The sequence below is a fragment of the Pseudomonas sp. P97.38 genome, from assembly GCF_001269745.1.
Lineage (GTDB): Bacteria > Pseudomonadota > Gammaproteobacteria > Pseudomonadales > Pseudomonadaceae > Aquipseudomonas > Aquipseudomonas chlororaphis_E.
The window spans coordinates 199105-221180 of the sequence record NZ_LHVJ01000011.1; the positions used below are offsets into that span (position 1 = coordinate 199105).

The 22076-nt window shown below is 63.1% G+C and carries 21 protein-coding genes; 14 read left to right on the forward strand and 7 right to left on the reverse strand.

Features of this window, described 5'->3' with window-relative positions:
- Positions 1-92 precede the first annotated feature (92 nt).
- A complete protein-coding gene (locus AD664_RS06425; RefSeq protein ID WP_053145267.1) occupies positions 93-527 on the reverse strand; it encodes a type II secretion system protein N in 435 nt (144 codons plus the stop codon).
- A gap of 116 nt (positions 528-643) precedes the next feature.
- On the opposite strand from AD664_RS06425, the gene gspH reads away from it, so the two are divergent.
- Positions 644-1096, forward strand: a complete 453-nt coding sequence (gspH, locus tag AD664_RS06430) for a type II secretion system minor pseudopilin GspH (RefSeq protein WP_053145269.1) — start codon at positions 644-646, stop codon at positions 1094-1096.
- Positions 1093-1704: a type II secretion system protein J gene (locus AD664_RS06435; RefSeq protein ID WP_053145271.1), complete on the forward strand. Its 612-nt coding sequence runs from the start codon at positions 1093-1095 to the stop codon at positions 1702-1704. The genes gspH and AD664_RS06435 overlap by 4 nt, the downstream gene beginning before the upstream one ends.
- A 237-nt stretch (positions 1705-1941) precedes the next feature.
- Here AD664_RS06435 and AD664_RS06440 read toward each other — a convergent pair whose 3' ends face one another.
- The 3 genes from AD664_RS06440 to AD664_RS06450 are packed head-to-tail and all read right to left on the reverse strand — an operon-like array spanning position 1942 to position 4095.
- The gene (locus AD664_RS06440; protein ID WP_053145551.1) at positions 1942-2883 is read right to left on the reverse strand and encodes a FecR domain-containing protein; all 942 of its coding nucleotides are present in this window, start codon (positions 2881-2883) and stop codon (positions 1942-1944) included.
- A gap of 37 nt (positions 2884-2920) precedes the next feature.
- The gene (locus AD664_RS06445) at positions 2921-3466 is read right to left on the reverse strand and encodes a sigma-70 family RNA polymerase sigma factor (RefSeq protein WP_042732043.1); all 546 of its coding nucleotides are present in this window, start codon (positions 3464-3466) and stop codon (positions 2921-2923) included.
- Entirely contained in the window at positions 3463-4095 is a 633-nt protein-coding gene (locus AD664_RS06450; protein WP_053145553.1) for a secretin and TonB N-terminal domain-containing protein, read from the reverse strand. Before AD664_RS06450 ends, AD664_RS06445 begins: the two co-directional genes overlap by 4 nt.
- A 206-nt stretch (positions 4096-4301) precedes the next feature.
- Between AD664_RS06450 and AD664_RS06455 the strand changes: the two genes are divergently transcribed.
- Positions 4302-4643: a hypothetical protein gene (locus AD664_RS06455; protein WP_042732044.1), complete on the forward strand. Its 342-nt coding sequence runs from the start codon at positions 4302-4304 to the stop codon at positions 4641-4643.
- A gap of 50 nt (positions 4644-4693) precedes the next feature.
- Here AD664_RS06455 and AD664_RS06460 read toward each other — a convergent pair whose 3' ends face one another.
- On the reverse strand, positions 4694-5134 hold the full coding sequence (locus AD664_RS06460) for a carboxymuconolactone decarboxylase family protein (RefSeq protein WP_053145273.1): 441 nt from the start codon (positions 5132-5134) through the stop codon (positions 4694-4696).
- Between the two features lie 203 nt (positions 5135-5337).
- Here AD664_RS06460 and AD664_RS06465 point away from each other — a divergent pair, with 203 nt between their 5' ends.
- The 3 genes from AD664_RS06465 to AD664_RS06475 all read left to right on the forward strand — a co-directional run bounded on the left by AD664_RS06465 (position 5338) and on the right by AD664_RS06475 (position 7843).
- A complete protein-coding gene (locus AD664_RS06465) occupies positions 5338-6771 on the forward strand; it encodes a PLP-dependent aminotransferase family protein (protein ID WP_053145275.1) in 1434 nt (477 codons plus the stop codon).
- 123 nt (positions 6772-6894) lie between these two features.
- Positions 6895-7188, forward strand: coding sequence for an antibiotic biosynthesis monooxygenase family protein (locus AD664_RS06470; protein ID WP_047737828.1), 294 nt, complete (start codon positions 6895-6897; stop codon positions 7186-7188).
- 250 nt (positions 7189-7438) lie between these two features.
- Positions 7439-7843, forward strand: coding sequence for a cupin domain-containing protein (locus AD664_RS06475; RefSeq protein WP_053145277.1), 405 nt, complete (start codon positions 7439-7441; stop codon positions 7841-7843).
- Positions 7844-8034: 191 nt separating this feature from the next.
- Here AD664_RS06475 and AD664_RS06480 read toward each other — a convergent pair whose 3' ends face one another.
- The gene (locus tag AD664_RS06480) at positions 8035-12903 is read right to left on the reverse strand and encodes an NAD-glutamate dehydrogenase (RefSeq protein ID WP_053145279.1); all 4869 of its coding nucleotides are present in this window, start codon (positions 12901-12903) and stop codon (positions 8035-8037) included.
- A gap of 465 nt (positions 12904-13368) precedes the next feature.
- Between AD664_RS06480 and AD664_RS06485 the strand changes: the two genes are divergently transcribed.
- From AD664_RS06485 to AD664_RS06520, 8 genes are all read left to right on the forward strand, one after another.
- The gene (locus tag AD664_RS06485) at positions 13369-13722 is read left to right on the forward strand and encodes a hypothetical protein (RefSeq protein ID WP_053145281.1); all 354 of its coding nucleotides are present in this window, start codon (positions 13369-13371) and stop codon (positions 13720-13722) included.
- A 329-nt stretch (positions 13723-14051) separates the two neighbouring features.
- Positions 14052-15077, forward strand: a complete 1026-nt coding sequence (locus AD664_RS06490; protein WP_157061545.1) for a LacI family DNA-binding transcriptional regulator — start codon at positions 14052-14054, stop codon at positions 15075-15077.
- A gap of 147 nt (positions 15078-15224) precedes the next feature.
- Positions 15225-16007 (forward strand): sugar phosphate isomerase/epimerase, encoded by a 783-nt coding sequence (locus AD664_RS06495; protein ID WP_053145283.1) that lies wholly within the window; start codon positions 15225-15227, stop codon positions 16005-16007.
- Positions 16000-16980, forward strand: a complete 981-nt coding sequence (locus AD664_RS06500) for a sugar kinase (RefSeq protein ID WP_042732489.1) — start codon at positions 16000-16002, stop codon at positions 16978-16980. The genes AD664_RS06495 and AD664_RS06500 overlap by 8 nt, the downstream gene beginning before the upstream one ends.
- Before the next feature lie 92 nt (positions 16981-17072).
- On the forward strand, positions 17073-18371 hold the full coding sequence (locus tag AD664_RS06505) for an MFS transporter (RefSeq protein WP_053145286.1): 1299 nt from the start codon (positions 17073-17075) through the stop codon (positions 18369-18371).
- A 14-nt stretch (positions 18372-18385) separates the two neighbouring features.
- The gene (locus AD664_RS06510; RefSeq protein WP_053145288.1) at positions 18386-19363 is read left to right on the forward strand and encodes an NAD(P)-dependent oxidoreductase; all 978 of its coding nucleotides are present in this window, start codon (positions 18386-18388) and stop codon (positions 19361-19363) included.
- Positions 19364-19573: 210 nt separating this feature from the next.
- Complete coding sequence (locus AD664_RS06515; protein WP_053145291.1) at positions 19574-19885, forward strand: hypothetical protein; 312 nt, start codon at positions 19574-19576, stop codon at positions 19883-19885.
- Positions 19886-19978: 93 nt separating this feature from the next.
- Complete coding sequence (locus AD664_RS06520) at positions 19979-20554, forward strand: hypothetical protein (protein ID WP_053145292.1); 576 nt, start codon at positions 19979-19981, stop codon at positions 20552-20554.
- A 1007-nt stretch (positions 20555-21561) separates the two neighbouring features.
- On the opposite strand, the gene AD664_RS06525 is transcribed toward AD664_RS06520, so the two are convergent.
- Positions 21562-21930: a DUF6124 family protein gene (locus AD664_RS06525; protein WP_053145294.1), complete on the reverse strand. Its 369-nt coding sequence runs from the start codon at positions 21928-21930 to the stop codon at positions 21562-21564.
- Positions 21931-22076 lie beyond the last annotated feature (146 nt).

Below are 22076 nucleotides of genomic sequence, written 5' to 3' on the forward strand. Positions count from 1 at the left end.
GAGGGAGCTTGCTCCCGCTCGGTTGCGCAGCGACCGCAAAGCGTTGGGGCCGCTACGCAGCCCAGCGGGAGCAAGCTCCCTCGCCACAGTGTTCAGCGTGGCCGGGACAGGACTGGCAAACTCACCGAATCCGGCAACTGCGCCAACGCCAGCCGGGTCTGCTCGCTGCCTCGCTCGATCACCACCGCTTGCGCCTCGATCGCCACCAGCCGCACGCCCTGGGCCACCCGCTCGCCCACCAGGAAGCTGCGCGGCGGGCCCTCGTTGAGGCTCAGGATCGCCACGGCGCCATGGGCTCCGGCCATCACCCCGCTGACCTTGATCTGCACCGGCGCCGGCTGGTTGGAGAACCATTGCAGCGCCGGGCTATCCGAACGCTCGGCCATGCGTTGCGGGGCGACATCCGGCGTGCGCGACTCGGCAGAGGTCAGCAACAGCGACGACCAGGTCGCCACCCCGGCCAACGCCGCCAGCAACGCCAGCACCTGGATGATATGCGCCGGGGATACCCGTTCGATGAACGCCATGGCCTGAATCTCCTTTTTAATTCCGACCCCCAGCGTACCCGGCAAATCTCTCCGTTTTATTTCACACCCTTATCATCTTGCCCGTGCAGGATGGTGCCGACGCAAAGGAGCGCGCGATGGCCCGGGACACGCAACGCGGTTTCACCCTGATCGAATTGATGGTGGTGCTGGTGATCATCGGCATCGCCAGCGCGGCCGTGAGCCTGAGCATCAAGCCGGACCCGCTGAAGGTGCTGCGCCAGGACGCCGAGCGGCTGGTGCAGTTGCTGCAACTGGCCCAGACCGAAGCGCGCACGGATGGGCGGCCGATCACCTGGCGCTGGGACGCCAAGGGTTTCAGCTTCAGTCGGCGCGGCGACCAGGGCACCGCGCTGGATCGCTTCAAGGACGATCCCCAGTTGCATCCGCGTCGCTGGCAGAGCCCGTCGATGGACGTTCGCGTGGAGCCTCGGCAGCGGGTGGTGCTGAGTGCCGAGTGGCTCGGCGAGCCGCTGCAGATCCGCCTGTCGGATGGCCAGAACAGCCTGAGCGTGCAACGCAATGCCGCCGGGCGGGTGCAGATCCAATGAACGGTCGGCAGGCAGGTTTCACCCTGCTGGAAGTCATGGTGGCGATTCTGCTGATGGCGGTGGTCAGCCTGATCGCCTGGCGCGGGCTGGACAGCGTGACCCGGGCCGACAGCCATTTGCAGGCCAGTACCGAGCAGACCGAGGCCTTGCTGCGGGCGTTGAATCAGTTGGAGCGCGACGTGGCCCTGCGCGCCAGCATCGAGTTGAGCGAGCCACTCAAGCCCGGCATCGACGACGAACCCTCGACCGCCCCACCCGCCCTCACCGTGCGCAGCACCGACGGCCAGGGCTTTCGCCTGGACGTGATCCGCGTGGCCGCCGCCCGGGACGGCGCGCTGCAACGGGTGCGCTGGTGGCTCAAGGGCAACACGCTCTACCGCGCCCAAGGCCCGGCACGCGACCGCTATCCGCTGCCCGCGCCGGGTGACGGAGTCGCCGTGCTCAATGAAGTCAGTTCGGCGGGACTGCGCTACTGGGACAAGGACAAAGGCTGGCGCAAGCTCAGCGGCAACCGCCAGGAGAACCCATCCGGCATCGAAATCAGCCTGACCCGCGAGACGCCCCAAGGCACTGAACGGTATCGGCAGGTGTTGGGGCCGTTGGAGTAAGGCGAAGCTGATTCAACGGCAGCAGGATCAATGCCCCACAGCTGCATCCAGTGCAACTGCAGACGTTAGGTCGGCTGTCAGGCCGCCTTCGCGGGCAAGCCCGCTCCCACAGGGGATTGAGGTTTGGCCGCGAGAGTCATGCCGTCTTCGCGAGCAGGCTCCCACAGTCAATGCTCCACCGCGAACGCTGTGGGAGCGGGCTTGCCCGCGAAGAGGCCCGTCCAGACGCCGCCAGGCTCAACTCAGGACCACCACCCCGCCCGGCAGCTCAGTGCATTTCGCCCCGTAGGCATCGCGGATCAGCAGCGCCACGCCCGCCAATTGGTCGAGGCGGAACCGCGCCTGGACCTTGCGCAAGCCCAGTTCGCGATTGAGCAGCAGCAACATGCCAGGGCGGTAGCGGTTGATTTCATCGATGACGCTGGCCAGGGTCGCGTCGTTGAACACCAGCACCTGGTCGCGCCAGGCAATGGCCGCCGAAACGTCGGCCTGCTGGGGCGTACCGACCCGGGCGGTGTCGTAGGTCAACTGCATGCCCGGTTCCAGGCGAAAACGCTGGCCCCGCACCTCGACCTGGACGATGCCTTCCAGGCAGGTCGCACAGACCCGCTGATCGGTGTAGCGAACGTTGAAGCGCGCCTTGGCGGCGCTGATCCAGCCGGCGCCGGCCTGGACGCTGACGGCCTGGGTGCTGCGTCCCAGCACTTCAACCTCGCCGCCGAGCAACTCCAGGCCGGCCCCGCCGTCGTTCAGGGCACGACGGCTGAGGCGCGTCTGGGTGTTCAGTTCCAGGCTGACGCCATCGGCCAGTTCCACCCGGCGCTGCTCACCGACATCGGTCACATAGTCGGCGCCCAGGCCGGACACACCACCCGGCACCGTCGCCCGAATCAACAGGAAACCGACCGACGCCGCAATCGCGCCCCCGAGCAAGGCCCGTCGGCCGAAATGCCGCGGCGCCTGCAACGCCGCGACCGCCGGTTGCAAACCGTGCCACAGCGCCTTGGCGTCTTCGAACGCTTGCGCGTGTTCGGGGCTCTGCCCGCACCATTGGCGCAGGGCCCGGGCATCGGCCACGGTGGCGCGCCCCGAGGTGAGCAGGATCAACCAGTCTCGGGCCTCGCCGGCCAACCGGGCCCTGGGCGTGGCGTCAGGGGAAGTGATGCTGAAGATATTCAAGCGCAAACACACTCGCGAATGGGTCAGGTCTCTACTCTCAAGACGGTTTTCCCGCGCCGGGACCGAACCGCTGAATGACTTTTCTTTCCAGACGCAGGGCGCAATGCCCCAGCGCAGCCTTGACTTCCTTTTCCACCATGCGCGTGGAAATGCCGAAGCGCTGGGAGATTTCCAGGTGCGGCGCTTCTTCCAGACGCGCCGCGATGAAGATCCTGCGCCGCCGCGCCGGCAGTTCGTACAAGGCCTTTAGCAGGATTTGCAGCTCCTTCTGCCCACCCACCACCCGGGCCGGGTCCTGTGCTTCATCCGAGACCTGCAGCAACTCCTCGACTTCATCGCCGGTGAGCAGCCGGGCATCGGCCTGGCGGCGGTCGGCCGCGATGTTCAGGGCCATGCGGTACAAATAGGCGTTGGGCTGGGCGATCTCCTGGGTGTCGACCATGCGATCGACCCGCAGGTAGGTTTCATGCAGCACATCATTGGCCAGTTCCTCGGAGCCCAGGCGCCGACGCAGGCGTACCTTGAAATCCTCATACGAGGTGAGGAACAGCTTCACCAATGGGCTGCGACCGATCTCTTTCATCGCCCGGACACCCCTTCCCCTGCTGTGCATTCCATGCTTCTTCCTGATGAGTCGGGTAACAAGAGCAGGGTCACCGGCTGGCGCAGCGAACTGGGCGCCGGACGGTCGATCCTGAGGTTTTGCAAGCTGTTGACCAACGCCTTGTCCCGCAGCAGATCACCCGTGGAGCTGACCAGGCGACTGTGCTGGACCACCCCGTCACGGCCGATCCAGATCTGCAACACCGCCCGAAAGCTGCCCGGTTGGGTCAACGGCGAGCGACACAGGTTGCGTTGGATCACCGTCTGGATCGCGGCGGCGTAGTTACTGTCGCTCAGGCCCGGCGTGACACCGGCAGGCAGCGCCACGTCGCGGACCTGCACCGACTGCAACGTGAACGCGTCCGCCCGGGCGTAATGCGCGGTCAGCCCGGTCCCGCTGAGCAGCACCCTCAGCCCGTCGGCGGGTGTGAACCGCCCCTGGACGCCCAGCGTCTGGCGTTGGCTCGACAACTGATGGTCCACCAGCACCGCCATGCCCGTCGCGCGGCTGAATTGCTCCAGCGCCGTGGTCAACGCCTGGGGCGCGATGTCCAGGTCCACCAGGCTCGCCGCCTGGACAGGCCCGATCAACAGGCACCACGACACCACCAGCCAGCCCAAGGGCGCCCAGGTCAAACCACGTCTGCCCCCGCCCCCGGCTCTGCCCTGCTGCACGACTGACGTATCCGTTGAAAACCGTCATCCTGAGGGGTGTTTATGAATGTCGTATGACATCTGATACAAATCCCCCGCAGCGCACTAGACTGATGCCCTGACAACGCACCGTCCCCCTGGGACGGGCCAGGAGGTCGGTGATGAAACAGTGGATGCGCATGACAGCGGGCCTCGGTCTGCTGCTGGCCCTGCCCTGGGCCCAGGCGGAAGAGGCGCCGGCGTGTATCGAGGTGACGGTCGGCGGCTACAAGACCCCGGACTACAACTGCCTGAGCCGGCAGATGGGCAATGACCCGCAAGCGGCGGCTACCGCGCAACGGGCCCGGGAAGCGCTGGACGTACCCGTCAACGAACGCGCGCCGAACAGCCTCGGCCTGGTCACCCCGGCCGCCACCGGGGTGCGTATGGGCAATGCGTTTGGCAACTCGGTGAAACCGCAGCGCCCCCCCGCTGCGCCGAACAACTCACCGCTGCCCAAGTGACGATGCTGCCCTCGCTACAGGATGGCATCCGGACATGAGTTGGCAGGTCATCAACCGCCCGGACGCTGGCGAAAACTCACCGCCAGGCGGTTCCAGCTGCTGATGGTGCTGATCGCCAGGGTCAGGTCTACCAACTCTTCCTCGCTGAAGCAGTCGCGGGCCAGGGCGTAGACGTCGTCCGGCACCTGGCTTCGGACCAGCAGCGTGACCGCTTCGGTCCAAGCCAGGGCGGCATGTTCGCGGGGAGTGAAGAAACCGCTGTCACGCCACACCGCTACGGCATACAGACGCCGCTCGGTTTCGCCCAGGCGGCGCGCCTCCACCGAATGCATGTCGGTGCAGAAGGCGCAGCCGTTGAGTTGCGAGGCGCGGATCTTGACCAGATGCAGCAGCGCCGGCTCGATACTCAGGCGACTGGTCATGGCTTCCAGGCCGATCATGGCTTTCATTGCCCCCGGGGAGGCACTGTAGTAATCCAGACGCGGGCTCATGGCGGGCTCCGTGGCGATTGAAGCCTTCACGGTAGGCCCTGGGGGCGTTCGGCGACAGGTCCAATTCGTCGAAAAATCCGGGACCAGCACGCAGCAGGCCAATCGGCGGGATTTTCTCCACGCAACTTCAAAGCAGCGGCACAATGCGGGTAATCTTGCGCCTTTGACGCTGGCCGCCAGCAATCGCCCAGGAGCCTGCGGGTATGGAACTTCATGTTGTCATCAACGGCCGCAAGGACCTGGCGGGCCAGCTGTATCAACAACTGCGCAGCGCCATCGAGGGCGGTCGCCTGGCCGCCGGCACGCAGTTGCCGCCCAGCCGCCTGCTGGCCGAGCAGCTGGGCATTTCCCGCAAGACCGTTTCCGACACCTACGCGCAGCTGACCTACGAAAACTTCCTCACCGGCATCATCGGCAAGGGCACCTACGTCAATGCGCGACCGGCCCGGATCGTGCGCAAGCAAAGCCACCGCGAGCTGGCCGGCGCCGAGGTGGTCGAGGCCTGGCGCACCATGCCGGACCTGATGCGCCATCCGACCCTGGAAGGCGCTCTGCGCTACGACTTCATCGGCGGCGCCACCGGCAAGGGCCAGTTCCCCCTGGACGACTGGCGCCGCTGCACCGCCCACGCGCTGCGCCAGATCGCCAGCGCCAAGGGTTTCTATAGCCAGCCCGAAGGCCTGCCGGCGCTGCGCAACGCCATTGCCCGGCACATCGCGTTTTCCCGTGGGGTCAATTGCCAGGACGATGACGTGGTGGTGTGCAACGGCGCGCAGCAGGCCCTGGACCTGATCTCGCGGGTGTTGACCCGCCCCGGCAGCCTGGTGGCCATGGAAGATCCGGGCTATCCGCCGGCACGCTTGCTGTTCGGTTCCCAGGGCGCGACGGTGACCGGGGTGCCGGTCGACGAGCAAGGCATGCGCGTGGACCTGATTCCTGACGGCACACGGCTGATCTATGTCACGCCGTCCCATCAGTTTCCCCTGGGGATGCCCATGAGCCAGGCCCGCCGCGAAGCCTTGCTGGCCCGGGCCTACGAACTGGGGGCAATCATCATCGAAGACGATTACGACAGCGAGTTCCGCTACGAAGGCCGGCCCGCCGATTCACTGCAGAGCATGGACGAACGCGGGATCGTGGCGTACGTCGGCACGTTCTCCAAGACGTTGCTGCCCGAACTTCGCCTTGGCTACGCCATCCTGCCGCCGGCGATCCTCGACGCGGTGATCCTGGCCAAGCGCCTCACCGACCAGCACACCTCCACCCTGCCGCAATGGGCACTGGCCAAGTTCATCGCCGAGGGTTGCCTGCTCAAGCACATCCGCCGCTGCCACACGCTGTACGCCGGTCGACGCGAGCGCCTGCTGGCGCGCATGGCCGGGGATCTGTCGCCGTGGTTCGACGCCGTGCCCACCACGGCCGGCTTCCACATGGCGGTGTTGTGCAAGGTGCCGATCGACCTGGCGCTGGTGATCGAACTGGCGAAAAAAGCCGAGATCGGGCTGTACAGCCTCGAAGGCTTCTTCAATGAAACGCCGGTACGACCGGGCCTGTTCTTTGGCTTTGGCGCCATCGAGACCCTGGACATCGACATCGCCCTGGACCGTCTGCGCGACATCTTGCAGCAAGTCGCCTGAGCCATTGGACTGGGGATTTATCGGCCCATTGGCTGTTTGAGCATGGACCCGACGGGCTTATCCTGCACGGGTGTCATCAAGGGTTGAGTAACATCCGTCCGACTTGATTCAGGAGCCCGAACAATGTCTCGCCACGTGATCAATACCGTAGAAGTGCAGGCCGCCGCCGGGCGTTCGGAGGAACTGGGCCGGCAGTTGCAGCAGATCGTCGAAACCCTGCGGGCACTGCCGGGCTGCGATGCCTACCTGGTCGACCGTTGCCCGGAAGACGGCGACCGTTGGAGCGTCAGCGGCCGCTGGCAGTCGGAAGCGGCCATGCAGGCCCACTTCAACTGTCCCGAGGTACAGGGCTTCATCAGCCTGATCGACAACCGCCTGGCCCGCAGCGTGGACTTCAACAGCTTTCCGATCGTCTGATGCCGCGTCGTGCACACAAACCCGTGGCGAGGGAGCTTGCTCCCGCTGGGTTGCGCAGCAGCCCCTTTTATGAGCGCTTCGCACTCAAGCGGGAGCAAGCTCCCTCGCCACAGGTTCGGGGCTCGCCAATTGCGTATGGGTAGATCTCGATTGGTCTACCCACCTTCCGAAAGATTGGACGTTTGTTTGCCAGGACATGGGGCTTAGGGTGGGTTCATCGAAAACCACTCAACCAAAAGGTCCTACCGCCATGAAAGCCCTCTACCTGATCGCCGCCCTCAGCTTGCTGCCCATTACCTCAGTGTTCGCCCATGACGCGGCCCCTTCGGAAAAGGTCGATGTGTTGCAGGAAAAAGCGCTGAAAAACCTGCCCGGCAAAAAAGCCATGATGCTGACCGTGGACTACGCCCCGGGCCAATCCTCCATCGCCCACAAACATGAGGGCACCGCGATGGCCTATGTACTCGAAGGCGCCATCACCTCCCAGGTCAAGGGTGAGCCGGCGATCACTTACAAGGCGGGCGAGTTCTGGTATGAAGCCGCAGGCTCCGAGCACCTGGTGTCGAAGAATGCCAGCACCACCGAACCGGCGAAACTGCTGGTGTTCATGGTGTTGGGCGAGAAAGAAGCGGTGTTGATTCCCCTGAAGAACTGACAGGCACACCACAAATCCGTGGGAGCGGGCTTGCTCGCGAAGGCGGTGGGTCAGTGGATGAAGAGGTTGACTGACCCACCGTCTTCGCGGGCAAGCCCGCTCCCACAGTGCTGTTTGGTGGATTCCGGTCTGAACGGGGGCGAAAAAAAACCCGCATCTCTCGATGCGGGCTTTTTCATTTCAACGCCGGATCAGTTGGCCGTCACGACCGTCTGACCTGCCAGCGCCAGGTCCAGCAGTTCGCGGTTGGCGACTGCGTACATGGCGTAGTCGGTGCCGCTGGCGGCACGGATGTCCACCAGCATGGCGCGCCAGCGCTCGACCATGTCCTGATGCTGCTCCAGCCACGAGGCCAGACGGGTTTCCACGTCCTGGCTACCGTCGCCCTCTTGCAGGACCGAGATGGTGATCGCCCGTTGCTGCCAGTCGACATCATCGCGGAACGCTTCGCGGGCCAGGGCCTGCCAGTTGTTTTCCACCGGCAATGCGCTGATCTGTTGCAGGTACCAGGTGACGTCCAGGGCACTGCCCACGGCGAAGTAGGCCTTGGCCACGTCCGCGGCGTTCTGGCCGGTGACGTCCGACGCCTCGATGATCGGCAGCAAGGTGTACAGGTGGGTGGTGCCTGCAACCATGCGCGCCAGCAACTCCGGCACACCGGCGGCCACGTAGGCCTGGTAGCGGGTCTGCCAACCTTCGCGGGTCGGACCTTCCAGCAGTTCGTCGAGCTTGAGGCCCAGCGCCGCCAGGTGCGGACCGAAGTGAGCGACGTCGCGGGCGGCGTTCTGCTCGTTGCGGCGGCTGCGCAGGAACCAGCGAGTGGCGCGGCGGCCCAGGCGCATCAGCTCATCCATCAGCTCCAGTTGCACGTCGGCGGAAACCTGGTGATCCAGGGCCTCGATCTGACGGAACCAGTGCGGGAGGTGGAAGATGTCGCGCACGATCACGTAGGCGCCCGCCACGTTCGCCGGGCTCATGCCCGTGGACTCCTTGAGCCGTTGAACGAAGGTGATGCCCATGTGGTTGACCAGGTCGTTGGCGATCTGGGTGCTGACGATCTCGCGCTTCAGGCGATGGCGGCGCATGGCCTCGGAGAACTTGCTCACCAGCGTCGGCGGGAATGCGGTTTCCATGTCACGGGTCAGGTAGTCGTCATCCGGGACCAGGGAGTTGAGCAGCGCTTCCTTGAGGTCGATCTTGCTGTAGGAGATCAGCACCGACAGTTCGGCACGGGTCAGGCCATGGCCTGCCGCAACGCGCTCGGCCAGTTGCTCTTCGGTGGGCAGGAACTCGATGGCACGGTCCAGCTTGCCCCGCGCTTCCAGGTCGTTCATCAGGCGCTTGTATTCGGCGATCCGCACGAATGCACGGCGGGCCGCCAGGGACAGCGCCTGGGTCTGCTTGTAGTTGTTGCCCAACACCAGGCCGCCGACTTCGTCGGTCATGCTCGCCAGCAACTGGTTGCGTTGCTTGTCGGTCATGTCGCCAGCCTGCACCACTTCGTTGAGCAGGATCTTGATGTTCACTTCGTGGTCGGAGCAGTCCACTCCACCGGCGTTGTCGATGAAGTCGGTGTTGGTGGCGCCGCCATGCAGGCCGAACTCGACGCGACCCAGTTGGGTCATGCCCAGGTTACCGCCCTCGCCCACGACCTTGCAGCGCAGCTCGTTGCCGTTCACGCGCAACGCATCGTTGGCCTTGTCGCCGACATCGGCGTGGCTTTCGGTGCTGGCCTTGACGTAGGTGCCGATACCGCCGTTCCACAACAGGTCCACCGGTGCCTTGAGCAAGGCGTTCAGCAGTTCGGTCGGGGTCAGCTTGTCGGCGCTGATGTCGAAGCGCTCTTTCATCTGTGGCGAGATGGCGATGCTCTTCGCGCTGCGCGAGAAGATACCGCCGCCTTCGGACATGATGCTGGTGTCGTAGTCGGTCCAGGCCGAGCGCGGCAGGTCGAACAGGCGCTTGCGCTCGGCGAAGCTGCTGGCCGGCTCCGGATTCGGGTCGATGAAGATGTGCAGGTGGTTGAACGCGGCCACCAGTTGCAGCTTGTCGGACATCAGCAAGCCGTTGCCGAACACGTCGCCGGCCATGTCGCCGACGCCCACCACGGTGATGCTGTCTTGCTGGACATTGATGCCGCGCTCGCGGAAGTGGCGCTGCACGCCAACCCACGCGCCCTTGGCGGTGATGCCCATCTTCTTGTGGTCGTAACCGGCCGAACCACCGGAAGCAAAGGCGTCGCCCAGCCAGAAGCCGTAGTCGATGGCGATGCCGTTGGCGATGTCGGAGAAGGTCGCGGTGCCCTTGTCGGCCGCCACCACCAGGTACGGGTCATCGTCGTCATGGCGCACGACGTTGGCCGGCGGCACCAGGGCGCCGTCCTTGAGGTTGTCGGTGATGTCCAGCAGGCCCGAGATGAAAATGCGATAGCAGGCGATGCCCTCGGCCGCGATCTCGTCGCGGCTGCCACCCAGCGGCAGGCGACGCGGCAGGAACCCGCCCTTGGCGCCGACCGGCACGATCACCGAGTTCTTCACTTGCTGGGCCTTCACCAGGCCGAGCACTTCGGTGCGGTAGTCTTCTTCACGGTCGGACCAGCGCAGACCGCCACGGGCAACGTTGCCGAAGCGCAGGTGCACGCCTTCGACCCGCGGCGAGTAGACGAAGATCTCGAACTTAGGCACCGGCTTGGGCAGCTCGGGGATCAGGTGCGGGTTGAACTTGAAGCTGAAGTAGGACTTGTTCTGGCCGTTGGCGTCGGTCTGGTAGAAGTTGGTCCGCAGGGTGGCCTTGATCAGGTCCAGGTAGCGACGCAGGATGCGGTCTTCGTTGAGCACCTGGACGTCGTCCAGCGCCGTGAGGATCGCCTGTTCCAGGCGCAGCTGCTTGTCTTCCAGGTCCTCGGCGCTGAGTTTGCGCGCCAGGTAGAAGCGGGTCTTGAACAACCGGGTCAACTCGCGGGCGATGTCGGTGTGGTTGTTCAGGGTGCTGGCGATGTAGCCCAAATCGAAGCCCAGGCGGATCTGCTTCAGGTAGCGGGCATAGGCACGCAGCAGCGCCACGTCGCGCCATGGCAGGCCGGCGGTCAGCACCAGGCGGTTGAACGCGTCGTTCTCGGCATCACCGCGCACGATGTGCACGAACGCATCCTGCAGTGTGTCGTTGAGCTGCTGGATGTCCAGGTCCAGGCCTTCGGCGGCGGTGAACGCGAAATCATGGATCCAGAACTCGCGGCCATTGGTGTGGCGCAGGCGGTACGGGAACTCACCCAGCACCCGCAGGCCGAGGTTTTCCAAGATCGGCAGGACGTCGGACAACGCCAGCGGCGTGTCGGCGTGATACAGCTTGCAGTGCAGCTCACGCTGGCCGGAAACCTGGCCCAGCGGCTGGTAGAAGCTCATCACCAGCGGGTTCTTTTCATTCAGGCTCAGCAGGTGTTGCATGTCGACCACGGCCGAGTGCGCGGCGAAGCGCTCGCGGTAGCCGGCCGGGAAGCCTTTGGGGAAGTCGGCCAGTACATTGGTGCCCTGGGCTTCGCCGAAGCTCTCGATCACCAGGCTGGCGTAGTCGTCCTTCCAGCTGCGGCAGGCCTGGACCACTTCTTTTTCCAGCAGCAGCGGGTCGATGTCGATCCGGTTCTTCGGGTCCACCCGCAGGATCAGTTGCACGCGCGCCAGCACGGACTCGGAGAAGAACGTCCAGAACTCGCAGTCCGTGGCCTTCAGGCGGTCCATCAGCACCTGCTGGATCTTCTGCCGCACTTCGGTGGAATAGATGTCGCGAGGCACGTAGGCCAGGCAGTAGCAGAAACGCCCATACGGGTCTTTGCGCAGGAACACGCGGATCTTGTTGCGTTCCTGGATCTGCACGATGGACATCACGGTGCTGAACAATTCGTCGACCGGGGTCTGGAACAGGTCGTCACGGGGCAGCACTTCGACCACCTGGGCCAGTTCCTTGCCCAGGTGCGCCTTGGCCTGGAAGCCCGAGCGACGCTCGATTTCCTCGACCTTGCGCCGGATGTACGGGATAACCCGGACACTTTCGCCGTACACCGAGGAGGTGTACAGGCCCATGAAGCGGCATTCCTTGATGACCTTGCCGTTGGCGTCGATTTCACGGATCGACACGTAGTCCGGGTACGCCGGACGGTGCACGCGGCTCGGGTGCGCGGCCTTGGCGAACGACAGCAGGGTTGGTTCGCGCAGGTAATTGACGGCGTAGTCTTCGATGCGCAGGTCATCGGCGGTGAGGCCGGCGCGCAGCAGCTTGGTCAGGCCCAGGAAGGACTCGGGGTTGTACTCGATGTGGCCGCCATCGGCGTCTTCACGCACCACGAACTCTTCATAGCCGAGGAACGTGAAGTGGTTGCCCACCAGCCATTCCAGGAAGCTCTTGATCTCGCTCTTTTCGTCGGCATCGATGACGTGGGCGCTGTCGTCCAGGCCCGCCAGGATTTCCTGGACCTTGGCCTTCATCGGCTCGAAATCGGCCACCGCCACGCGCACTTCGCCCAGCACTTGCTCGAGTTCCTTGGTCAGGACACTGAGTTCGGTGGCGTTGGCGCAGCGGTCGATTTCCAGGTACATCAACGACTCTTGCAGGATGCCGTCGCCCTGGGTGCCCTTGGGCAGGATTTCCAGCAACTCGCCCTTGCTGCCGCGACGCACGCTCAGGACGGTGGTTTGCAGGGTATGGATGCTGTAGCCGCGACGGTTCAGTTCGGTGCGCACCGAATCCACCAGGAATGGCAGGTCGTGGTGCAGCACCTCCACTGCTGTGTGCGTCGACTGCCAGCCGTGGCGTTCGTAGTCGGGGTTGTAGACACGCACCTGCGGTTGCGCGTGGTCGAAGCGCTCAAGCAGGCGCCAGGCAGACAGGGTGCAGCCGGCGAGGTCGGACAACCGGCGTTGGGTGAGTTCATCGAGGGAAATGATGCCGAAGAATTGTTCAGCGAACAGCGCCACTTGTGGCAGTGCCTGTTCACTGATGTGCTGCGCCAGTGCCGCTTGCAGTTGATGCTGGAAGTCGGCTTTGCTGGCTGCGGTGAAGAACGCCATCTGTGGTACTCCGCTTGGGCTTGTTATTGATGGAAGCGTCGCGTGCAGCCCCTTTCGGGGCCGTCGGCCATCCCGTTCCTGATTCTCGGGCAGAGGAAACAGGATGACAGGTGGGTGAAGCTGGACGGGACCCGCAGGTCACATTCCTTTTCCATGTAATTTCCATGTAATGAACACCTGCAAAAAACACCCTGGGGGCGGCCTTTGCAGGTGCACATCCGTTGCGCAGCTTAACGAGTGCGATCAGGTGCCTGCTTGCAGCGCTGCGACATATTCGGTCATCGGCTAGCTGTCTGGCACAGACGTCCTGAACAACCCTAGCAGCCCGAGGACCAAACGGCACCCCGAGGCATGAAATCCCATGCAGGTTGTGCGCCGGTTGACAGTAACCCTGCAGAAAATCATCGAGGCTGGCAAACTCCTCCTTTTGCACCCGCAGGGCTCATTGAGCCAGGAGCCATCACCATGCAAATGACCACCGCCCTTCTGATCGCCAACCCGTGCGACGACGAAGAAGACAACATGGCCATGCTCTGCTGCCACAGCACTCAAGGCGACATGTTCCTGATGACCCGCTACCCCGACGAAGACAGCCTGGAGATCGCCCTGGATGGCGAACCCTCGACGCTGGACGGCGTCAAGGTCACCCTCAGCCCGACCCGCTTGCTGATTGAAATTGCCGCGGCGGATGCCGATGCGTTGAATGGGGATGATGTGCTGGAGATCACCCATGACACCGATGAAGCGGACCTGGCCGAGGTGGAGCTGACGTTGCAGAACATTCTCAGGGATGTGGGGACGTACATCAGGCTGGTTTGATTTCAGCGTTTGTAAGGCCGCCTTCGCGAGCAAGCTCGCTCCCACAGGGGATCGACACAACGCCTCCAACCATTGTGGGAGCGAGCTCGCTCGCGAAGACGCCAGGTCAGCCACCACCTTCTTCACTGACCCACCGCTTTCGCGAGCAAGCCCGCTCCCACAGGGATCGACACGACACCTCCAACAATTTTCGGCAAGCCCGAATCCGGATCACGCCCACACCGCCGGTCGCCCCTCTCGCACAATGCCCTTGACGACCCATCGGGTTCTGAGGTTTCCTGAAACCGGTTTCAGAGCCGCTAATAACTCCAACAGGCAGGTTTACAACCGTGACTTCCTTTTCCGCCGCCCAGCGCAGCCGCGTGACCATGCTTGACGTCGCCGAACGCGCCGGGGTTTCCAAGGCCAGCGTCTCGCGCTTTATCGGCGAGGACCGCGCCCTGCTCTCCGAGGCCATTGCCCGGCGCATCGAGCAGGCGATCGACGAGCTGGGCTATCGCCCCAACCAGATGGCCCGCGGCCTCAAGCGTGGCCGCACGCGCCTGATCGGCATGCTGGTGGCCGATATCCGCAATCCCTATTCAATTGCCGTGATGCACGGCGTGGAAACCGCCTGCCGTCGCCACGGCTACAGCCTGGTGGTGTGCAACACCGACCGCGATGACGAACAGGAACGTCAGCACCTGGCCCTGTTGCGTGCCTACAACATCGAAGGGCTGATCGTGAACACCCTGGGCCATCACCGTGACGAGTTGCTTGAACTGCGCCGCGAAATGCCCCTGGTGCTGGTGGATCGCAAAGTCGATCGGCTCGAAAGCGACCTGGTGGGCCTGGACAACCCGGCGGCAGTGACGATGGCGCTCGACCATCTCGAACAACGCGGCTATCGCGACCTGCTGATGGTGACCGAGCCGTTCGACGGCACCAGCTCGCGCATCGAGCGGGTCGACAGTTTCAAGTGGGGTATCGAGCAACGCCCTGCCCAGGCCGGCGTCGTGGTGGAAATCTGCGATCAATTGAAGGCCCGGATCCAGGCCTTCCTGGCCCAGCCTGGCCCGGGTCCCAAGGCGCTGTTCTGCGCCAACGGCATCGCCGCCCTGGCCGCCACCCAGGTGCTGCGGGAATTGGATTGCCACCTGTTCGACGACGTGGGCCTGATCGCCCTCGATGACCTCGACTGGTACCCGCTGGTGGGCAGCGGCATCACCGCATTGGCCCAGCCAACCGCCGAAATTGGCGCTCGTGCCTTCGAGTGCCTGCTCAAGCGCTTGCGCGGCGACAACGGGCCGATACAAACCCTGGATTTTGCAGCGCAGCTGATCGAGCGCGGGTCGACGCGGGGGGTGGTTCGGTGAAAGTGCCTTTCGCGAGCAAGCTCGCTCCCACAGGGGACCGGTGCCATATCGACGATTCCTTGTGGGAGCGAGCTTGCTCACGATGAGGCCCTCACGCAGAACCTTTTTTTTGATCAAAACTGAAACCGGTTTCAGAGGTGTAGAACAATGAACAAGCCACCCGTTTCCATCAGCCTGTCCAGCTACGGCGCCGACCTGGTGCGCCAGCAAGGCCAAGGTCGTTTCACCACGCTACTGGCCGCCGCCGGCGCCTCGCGCATCGAATGGCGCGAGGAACTGCTGACCCACGAACAACCCGCCGAGCTGGCTGCCGACGCCCGGGCCCAAGGCCTGCAGAGTATTTTCTCCTCGCCCCTCGAGTTGTGGCTCGCTGACCGCACCCAACCCAATCCTGACCTGGCGCCGACCCTGCTGCGGGCCGAGGCGTTCGGTTCGACGTGGTTGAAGGTCTCGCTTGGGCATTTCACTGACACCCATGATCTGACCGCCCTGGCGCAGGTGCTCGCCACCAGTGCGGTGCAATTGTTGGTAGAAAACGACCAGACGTTGCAAGGCGGGCGGATCGAGCCCTTCCAACGGTTTTTCGCCGCCCTCGAACAACTGGGATTGCCAGTCGGCATGACCTTCGACATCGGCAACTGGCAATGGCAGGACCAGTCCGCGACGCTGGCGGCCCGCGAGCTCGGACGCCACGTGCGGTATGTGCATTGCAAGGCGGTGGCCCGGCGCGACGACGGCAAACTGATTGCGGTGCCACCGGTGCTGGCGGATCTGCACCTATGGGAACAACTGTTCAAGCAGATGCCGGCCGGCGTGATGCGCGCCGCCGAATACCCGCTGCAAGGCGATGACCTGCTGCAATTGACCACTGAACACGTGGCCGCCCTGGCCGGTCTCGGACAACCTCGTCGGGAGCCTGCCCATGCCTGAGTTCGATGTCTTGTCGTTCGGCGAAACCATGGCAATGCTGGTGGCCGACCACTGCGGCGACCTGGCCTGCGTCAACCATTTCAGCAAGCGCATCGCCGGGGCCGACAGCAACGTTGCCATCGGCCTGGCGCGGCTGGGCTTCAACGTGGCGTGGCTGAGCCGGGTCGGCGCCGATTCCCTGGGACGTTTCGTCGTGCAGACGCTGGAGCGTGAAGGCCTGGATTGTCGCCATGTGACGGTCGATCCTGCGCACCCGACCGGGTTCCAGTTCAAATCCCGCACCGACGATGGCAGCGACCCGCAGGTGGAGTATTTCCGTCGTGGCTCGGCGGCCAGCCACCTGTCGCCCGAGGCCATCGCCCCCACCCTGCTGGGTGCCCGGCACTTGCATGCCACCGGGATTGTGCCGGCGCTGTCGGCCACGGCCCGCGAGATGTCCCTTGAATTGATGAACCGCATGCGCGAGGCCGGTCGCAGCCTGTCCTTCGACCCCAATCTGCGGCCCAGCCTGTGGGCCAGCGAGTCGTTGATGATCCGCGAGGTCAACCGCCTCGCCGCCCTCGCCCACTGGGTCTTGCCGGGCCTCGGCGAAGGCCGCTTGCTGACCGGCTTCGACGACCCGGCCGACATCGCCGCCTTCTACCTGGACCTGGGCGCCGAAGCCGTGGTGATCAAGCTCGGTGCCCAAGGTGCCTACTACCGCACGCGGCTGGACCAGGGCTTCGTCGCCGGCGTGCCGGTGGCCCGGGTGGTGGACACGGTCGGCGCCGGGGACGGGTTCGCCGTCGGCCTGATCAGTGCCCTGCTGGAAAGCCGGGGGATCACCGAGGCGGTACAGCGCGCCAACTGGATTGGCAGCCGCGCGGTACAGAGTCGGGGGGACATGGAAGGCTTGCCGACCCGCGATGAGTTACTGACTGAATTTGACGACGCCCATCGCGAGCAAGCTCGCTCCCACAGGGGTTGCCGCTAGACCTGTAGGAGCGAGCTTGCTCGCGATAGAGGCCGCAAGTACACCCCAAACACACCTGCTGCAACAAAAACAACAAGCTCAGGAGTCACGACATGCAAACGCTCAACCTCGCCACCCGCCGCTGGTGGTACATCATGCCCATCGTGTTCATCACCTACAGCCTGGCCTACCTGGATCGAGCCAATTATGGCTTCGCGGCGGCCTCGGGCATGGCCAAGGACCTGATGATGACTCCGGGGCTGTCATCCCTGCTCGGCGCGCTGTTTTTCCTCGGCTACTTTTTCTTCCAGGTGCCCGGAGCGATCTACGCCCAGAAACACAGCGTGAAGAAGCTGATCTTCGTCAGCCTGATCCTCTGGGGGTCGCTGGCGACGTTGACCGGCGTGGTCTCCAACGCCTACTGGCTGATCGTGATCCGCTTCATGCTGGGCGTGGTCGAAGCCGCCGTGATGCCGGCCATGCTGGTGTACCTGTGCCACTGGTTCACCCGCGCCGAGCGCTCGCGCGCCAATACCTTCCTGATCCTCGGCAACCCGGTGACCATGCTGTGGATGTCGGTGGTGTCGGGCTACCTGGTGCAGCAATTCGACTGGCGCTGGATGTTCATCATCGAAGGCCTGCCGGCGGTGCTCTGGGCCTTCGTCTGGTGGCGCCTGGCGGATGATCGTCCGTCCCAGGCCAAGTGGCTCAGCCCCCAGCAAAAGCAGGACCTGGAAAGCGCACTGGCGGCCGAACAGGTCGGGATCAAGGCAGTGAAGAACTACGCCGAGGCCTTCCGCTCACCCAAGGTGATCATCCTGGCGTTGCAGTTTTTCTGCTGGAGCATCGGGGTCTACGGGTTCGTGCTGTGGTTGCCGTCGATCCTCAAGGCCGGCCTGCAAATGAGCATGGTCGAGGCCGGCTGGCTGTCGTCGCTGCCGTACCTGGCGGCCGTCGTCGCCATGCTCGTAGTGTCCTGGGGCTCGGACAAGGCCCAGAAGCGCAAGCGTTTCGTCTGGCCGCCGCTGCTGGTGGCGTCCATCGCGTTCTACGCCTCGTACCTATTGGGACCTGAACATTTCTGGTGGTCCTACAGCCTGCTGGTGATCGCCGGCGCCTGCATGTACGCACCCTACGGGCCGTTCTTTGCCATCGTTCCGGAAATCCTACCGGCCAACGTCGCCGGCGGCGCCATGGCGCTGATCAACAGCATGGGCGCGCTGGGCTCCTTCGGCGGCTCGTACCTGGTGGGCTACCTCAACGGCTCCACCGGCTCGCCGGGCATGTCCTTCCTGCTGATGAGCGGCGCATTGCTGCTGTCGGTGGTGCTGACCCTGGCCCTCAAGCCCGGTGCCAGCGACCGCGCCACCCCCAACTCCGTGGCGCCACACCCGGCGCCCGCCCATTCCTGAATCGAGATCCGCTCATGAAAAAGCACGTGGTGTTGTACAAGGCGCTGTCGGCGCAATTGATGGCCCGTTTGCAAGCGCAGGCCGACGTCACCCTCATCGACCGCCTCGACGCCCAGGGCCTGGCGCAACTGCGCGATGCCCTGCCCGGCGCCCATGGCCTGTTGGGCGCGAGCCTGAAGCTGGATGCAGCGCTGCTGGACCTGGCGCCGAACCTGCAAGCCATCGCCAGCGTCTCGGTAGGGGTCGACAACTACGACATCGACTACCTGACCGAACGCCGGATTCTGCTGAGCAACACCCCCGACGTGCTGACCGAGACCACCGCCGACACCGGCTTTGCGCTGATCCTGGCAACGGCCCGCCGCGTGGTGGAACTGGTCAACCTGATTCGCGCCGGCCAATGGCAAAAAAGCATCGGCCCTGAGCACTTCGGCAGCGACGTCCACGGCAAGACCCTGGGCATCATCGGCATGGGCCGCATCGGCGAAGCCTTGGCCCAGCGCGGCCACTTCGGCTTCGGCATGCCGGTGATCTACCACAGCCACTCGCCCAAGCCCGCCGTCGAGCAGCGTTTCAACGCCCGCTACTGCTCGTTGGAAACCCTGCTGCACCAAGCCGATTTCATCTGCCTGACCCTCCCGCTGACCGCAGAGACCCAAGGGCTGATCGGTGAACACGCCTTTGCGCAAATGCGCCCCGAATCCATCTTCATCAACATCTCCCGGGGCAAAGTCGTGGACGAAGCGGCACTGATCGACGCCCTGCGCAACGGCCAGATCCGCGCTGCGGGGCTGGATGTGTTCGAGCGCGAGCCCTTGAGTGCGGATTCGCCGTTGTTGCAGATGGACAACGTGGTCGCCACCCCGCACATGGGCTCGGCCACCAATGAGACACGCGAAGCAATGGCGCGTTGTGCGGTGGAGAATCTGCTGGCGGCATTGGCGGGTGATCGACCGGTGAATCTGGTGAATCCGGAGGCGTGGGGAGGCTGAGAGGTTTGCCACCAGCATCACGGTCAGTACGAGCGGGCTTGGGATGGCAGTGATGCTGTTCCTACCGAGAACCCGGACCCGGCCTACGCCAACATCGGAAGCGGCGCCATAGCCCTTCCAACCTCCCTGCTGCTATTCATTGATCACCGACGAAAACACGCCAGGTGGTGGCTTCGCAATGAAACAGACAAGGCAGCCGGGAGCGAGTGCATGCATGCCATACGGGTCATGATCAGGAGTGCCTATAAAACACATACCACTCTGCTGGTGTCGACGCTCTTCACCCTGATAACGCTCAAACTGATCGTGCTCGCTTCACCGCTGTTGCTGGGATGGGCAGGAGCAGGTGCGTTACTCGCTGCTGTACTAGCACTATTTTATCCCGCAGTTGCAGCATCCGCCCTTGGAATAGTAGCGGTAGCTCTATTAACAGCCACCATCTCGTCCATTCTCGATGCCAACCAGGTTGATATTATCAACAACGCAATCCTAAATGAATTTCGGGATCACCAACCCCAGTAACGGGAGTTCCTTGGTGCCGAATTTAGCCATATTGAATTCGGTACTATCTTGATTACATCAATGCCATAAACTGCCGATCAAATCAGGAGCATCATGAAGAAACGACCACAAGAGATACAACCTCCGTATTGGTTGTTTGTCCTCGCCGCAACCCCTATCTTCTTCATTAATTTCCTGCTACCTTCCTACCCAATCACCCCTACAGAGTTGGCCATTGCCGCCTTCATAGATAACCACCTCTTTGGGCAAGTTGGTTTTTGGTCATCTCGATTCCCTTTCAGCTCAAAAGTAACCGCAAACTACCTTGCATGCATTGGCCCCGTATTTGCCATACTGGCCTTCTACAAGACTTATCAAACAATGAGGATCGACCCTAAACAGTACGAAAATTATTCACTATTAAAATACGCGCTCATCCCTCCCCTTGCAGTGCTTTATATATTGCTTATTTTATTCATGTTCTATCTGACCTCCACCAACCTAGCCAACAACAGCCAAAAATACAGCTTCTATGGGTCATACGCCCTCAGCTTTTCACTGTTCTCATCCTCCATGCTCATTATTTTTTACATAACACCTCTAATAGCGCATCGTTGCTTTATCTATTTGCCTGCCCTATTACTTGAAAACTGGAGAGATAAGAGATCGCAGAGTCGTCCTCCAAAATAATGCCTATAACGTTTTAAGAAACGGGATCATCCAAGTGGACAATACTGCATTTCAAACTATTTCGTACACAGCCTACAACGGCTGCAACTTGGGGAGGTCGTGACCCATTATGTCGACCATCTGCATCGCTTTGACCAGGTGATCGTGATGCATGAAGGAGCAATCGTGGACGATGGTCCGTGGCGGGAGTTGGTCGACAGGCCGGCGGTCAGGTTGTTGGTGGAGGCGATTCGGATGCAGAACTAGCGCTATAGGGTGCTGGAGCTGCTGCCGTCATCGTGAGCAGGCTTACCACCACAGGTTTCAGGGTGAACCTCGGGATTCCGAAGATGCCACAGGCCCCATGTGGGAGCGAGCTTGCTCGCGAAAGCGGTGTGTCAGTCAACATCAATATCAACTGATCCATTGCCTTCGCGGGCAAGCCCGCTCCCACAGGTTTCAGGGTGAGCCTCGGATTCCGAAGATGCCGCAGGTCCCATGTGGGAGCGAGCTTGCTCGCGAAAGCGGTGTGTCAGTCAACATCAATATCAACTGATCCATCGCCTTCGCGGGCAAGCCCGCTCCCACAGGTTCCAGGGTGAACCTCGGATTCCGAAGGTGCCACAGGTCCCATGTGGGAGCGAGCTTGCTCGCGAAAGCGGTGTGTCAGCCAACAGCAATATCAACTGATCCATCGCCTTCGCGGGCAAGCCCGCTCCCACAGGTTTCAGGGTGAGCCTCGGATTCCGAAGATGCCGCAGGTCCCATGTGGGAGCGAGCTTGCTCGCGAAAGCGGTGTGTCAGTCAACATCAATATCAACTGATCCATCGCCTTCGCGAGCAAGCCCGCTCCCACAGGTTTCAGGGTGAGCCTCGGATTCCGAAGATGCCGCAGGTCCCATGTGGGAGCGGGCTTGCTCGCGAAAGCGGTGTGTCAGCCAACATCAATATCAACTGATTCATTGCCTTCGCGGGCAAGCCCGCTCCCACAGGTTCCGCGGTGTCCCGGGCCCTGGGGCTGTTACAACTTACGTCGGCTGACGGGTTTCGATGTTGTCCAGTGCGCGATTGGCCAACAGGCTGCCCAGTTCGATCAGTTGTTGGATGCCCAGGAGGAAATGCCGGCGTGAACCCTCCAGGTCGAAGGCCAGGTCATTGACCATGACGTTGGCCGAGGCCAGGGTTTCGCTGAGGTTGGCGAGCAGGCTTTCGGTGTCGATGTCCTGGTTGACGGTGAAGAGTTGGTCGGGAGCAGGACCCGCTTCGGGTTTGTCCGGTTTCGGGTTCAAGTAATGGTCTAGCACGCGGTCGGTGACTTTGTCGTGTTTCTGGGACTTGGTTTTCGAGCGCGGGAAGGTCGGATCGGTGTCCGGTGGATTGGGGGTAGCTTTGAACATAATGGAACCTCATGTGGGGCTGGAGGAACCACCACCTCGCTACCAAACGAGGGTGGCGGCCATACGAAGGTTGGTAGACCGGCCCACATGAACTCCGGCGCGCTCAAGAGCGCCCTACGCATGGCCACCATCAATACAAATGCCGA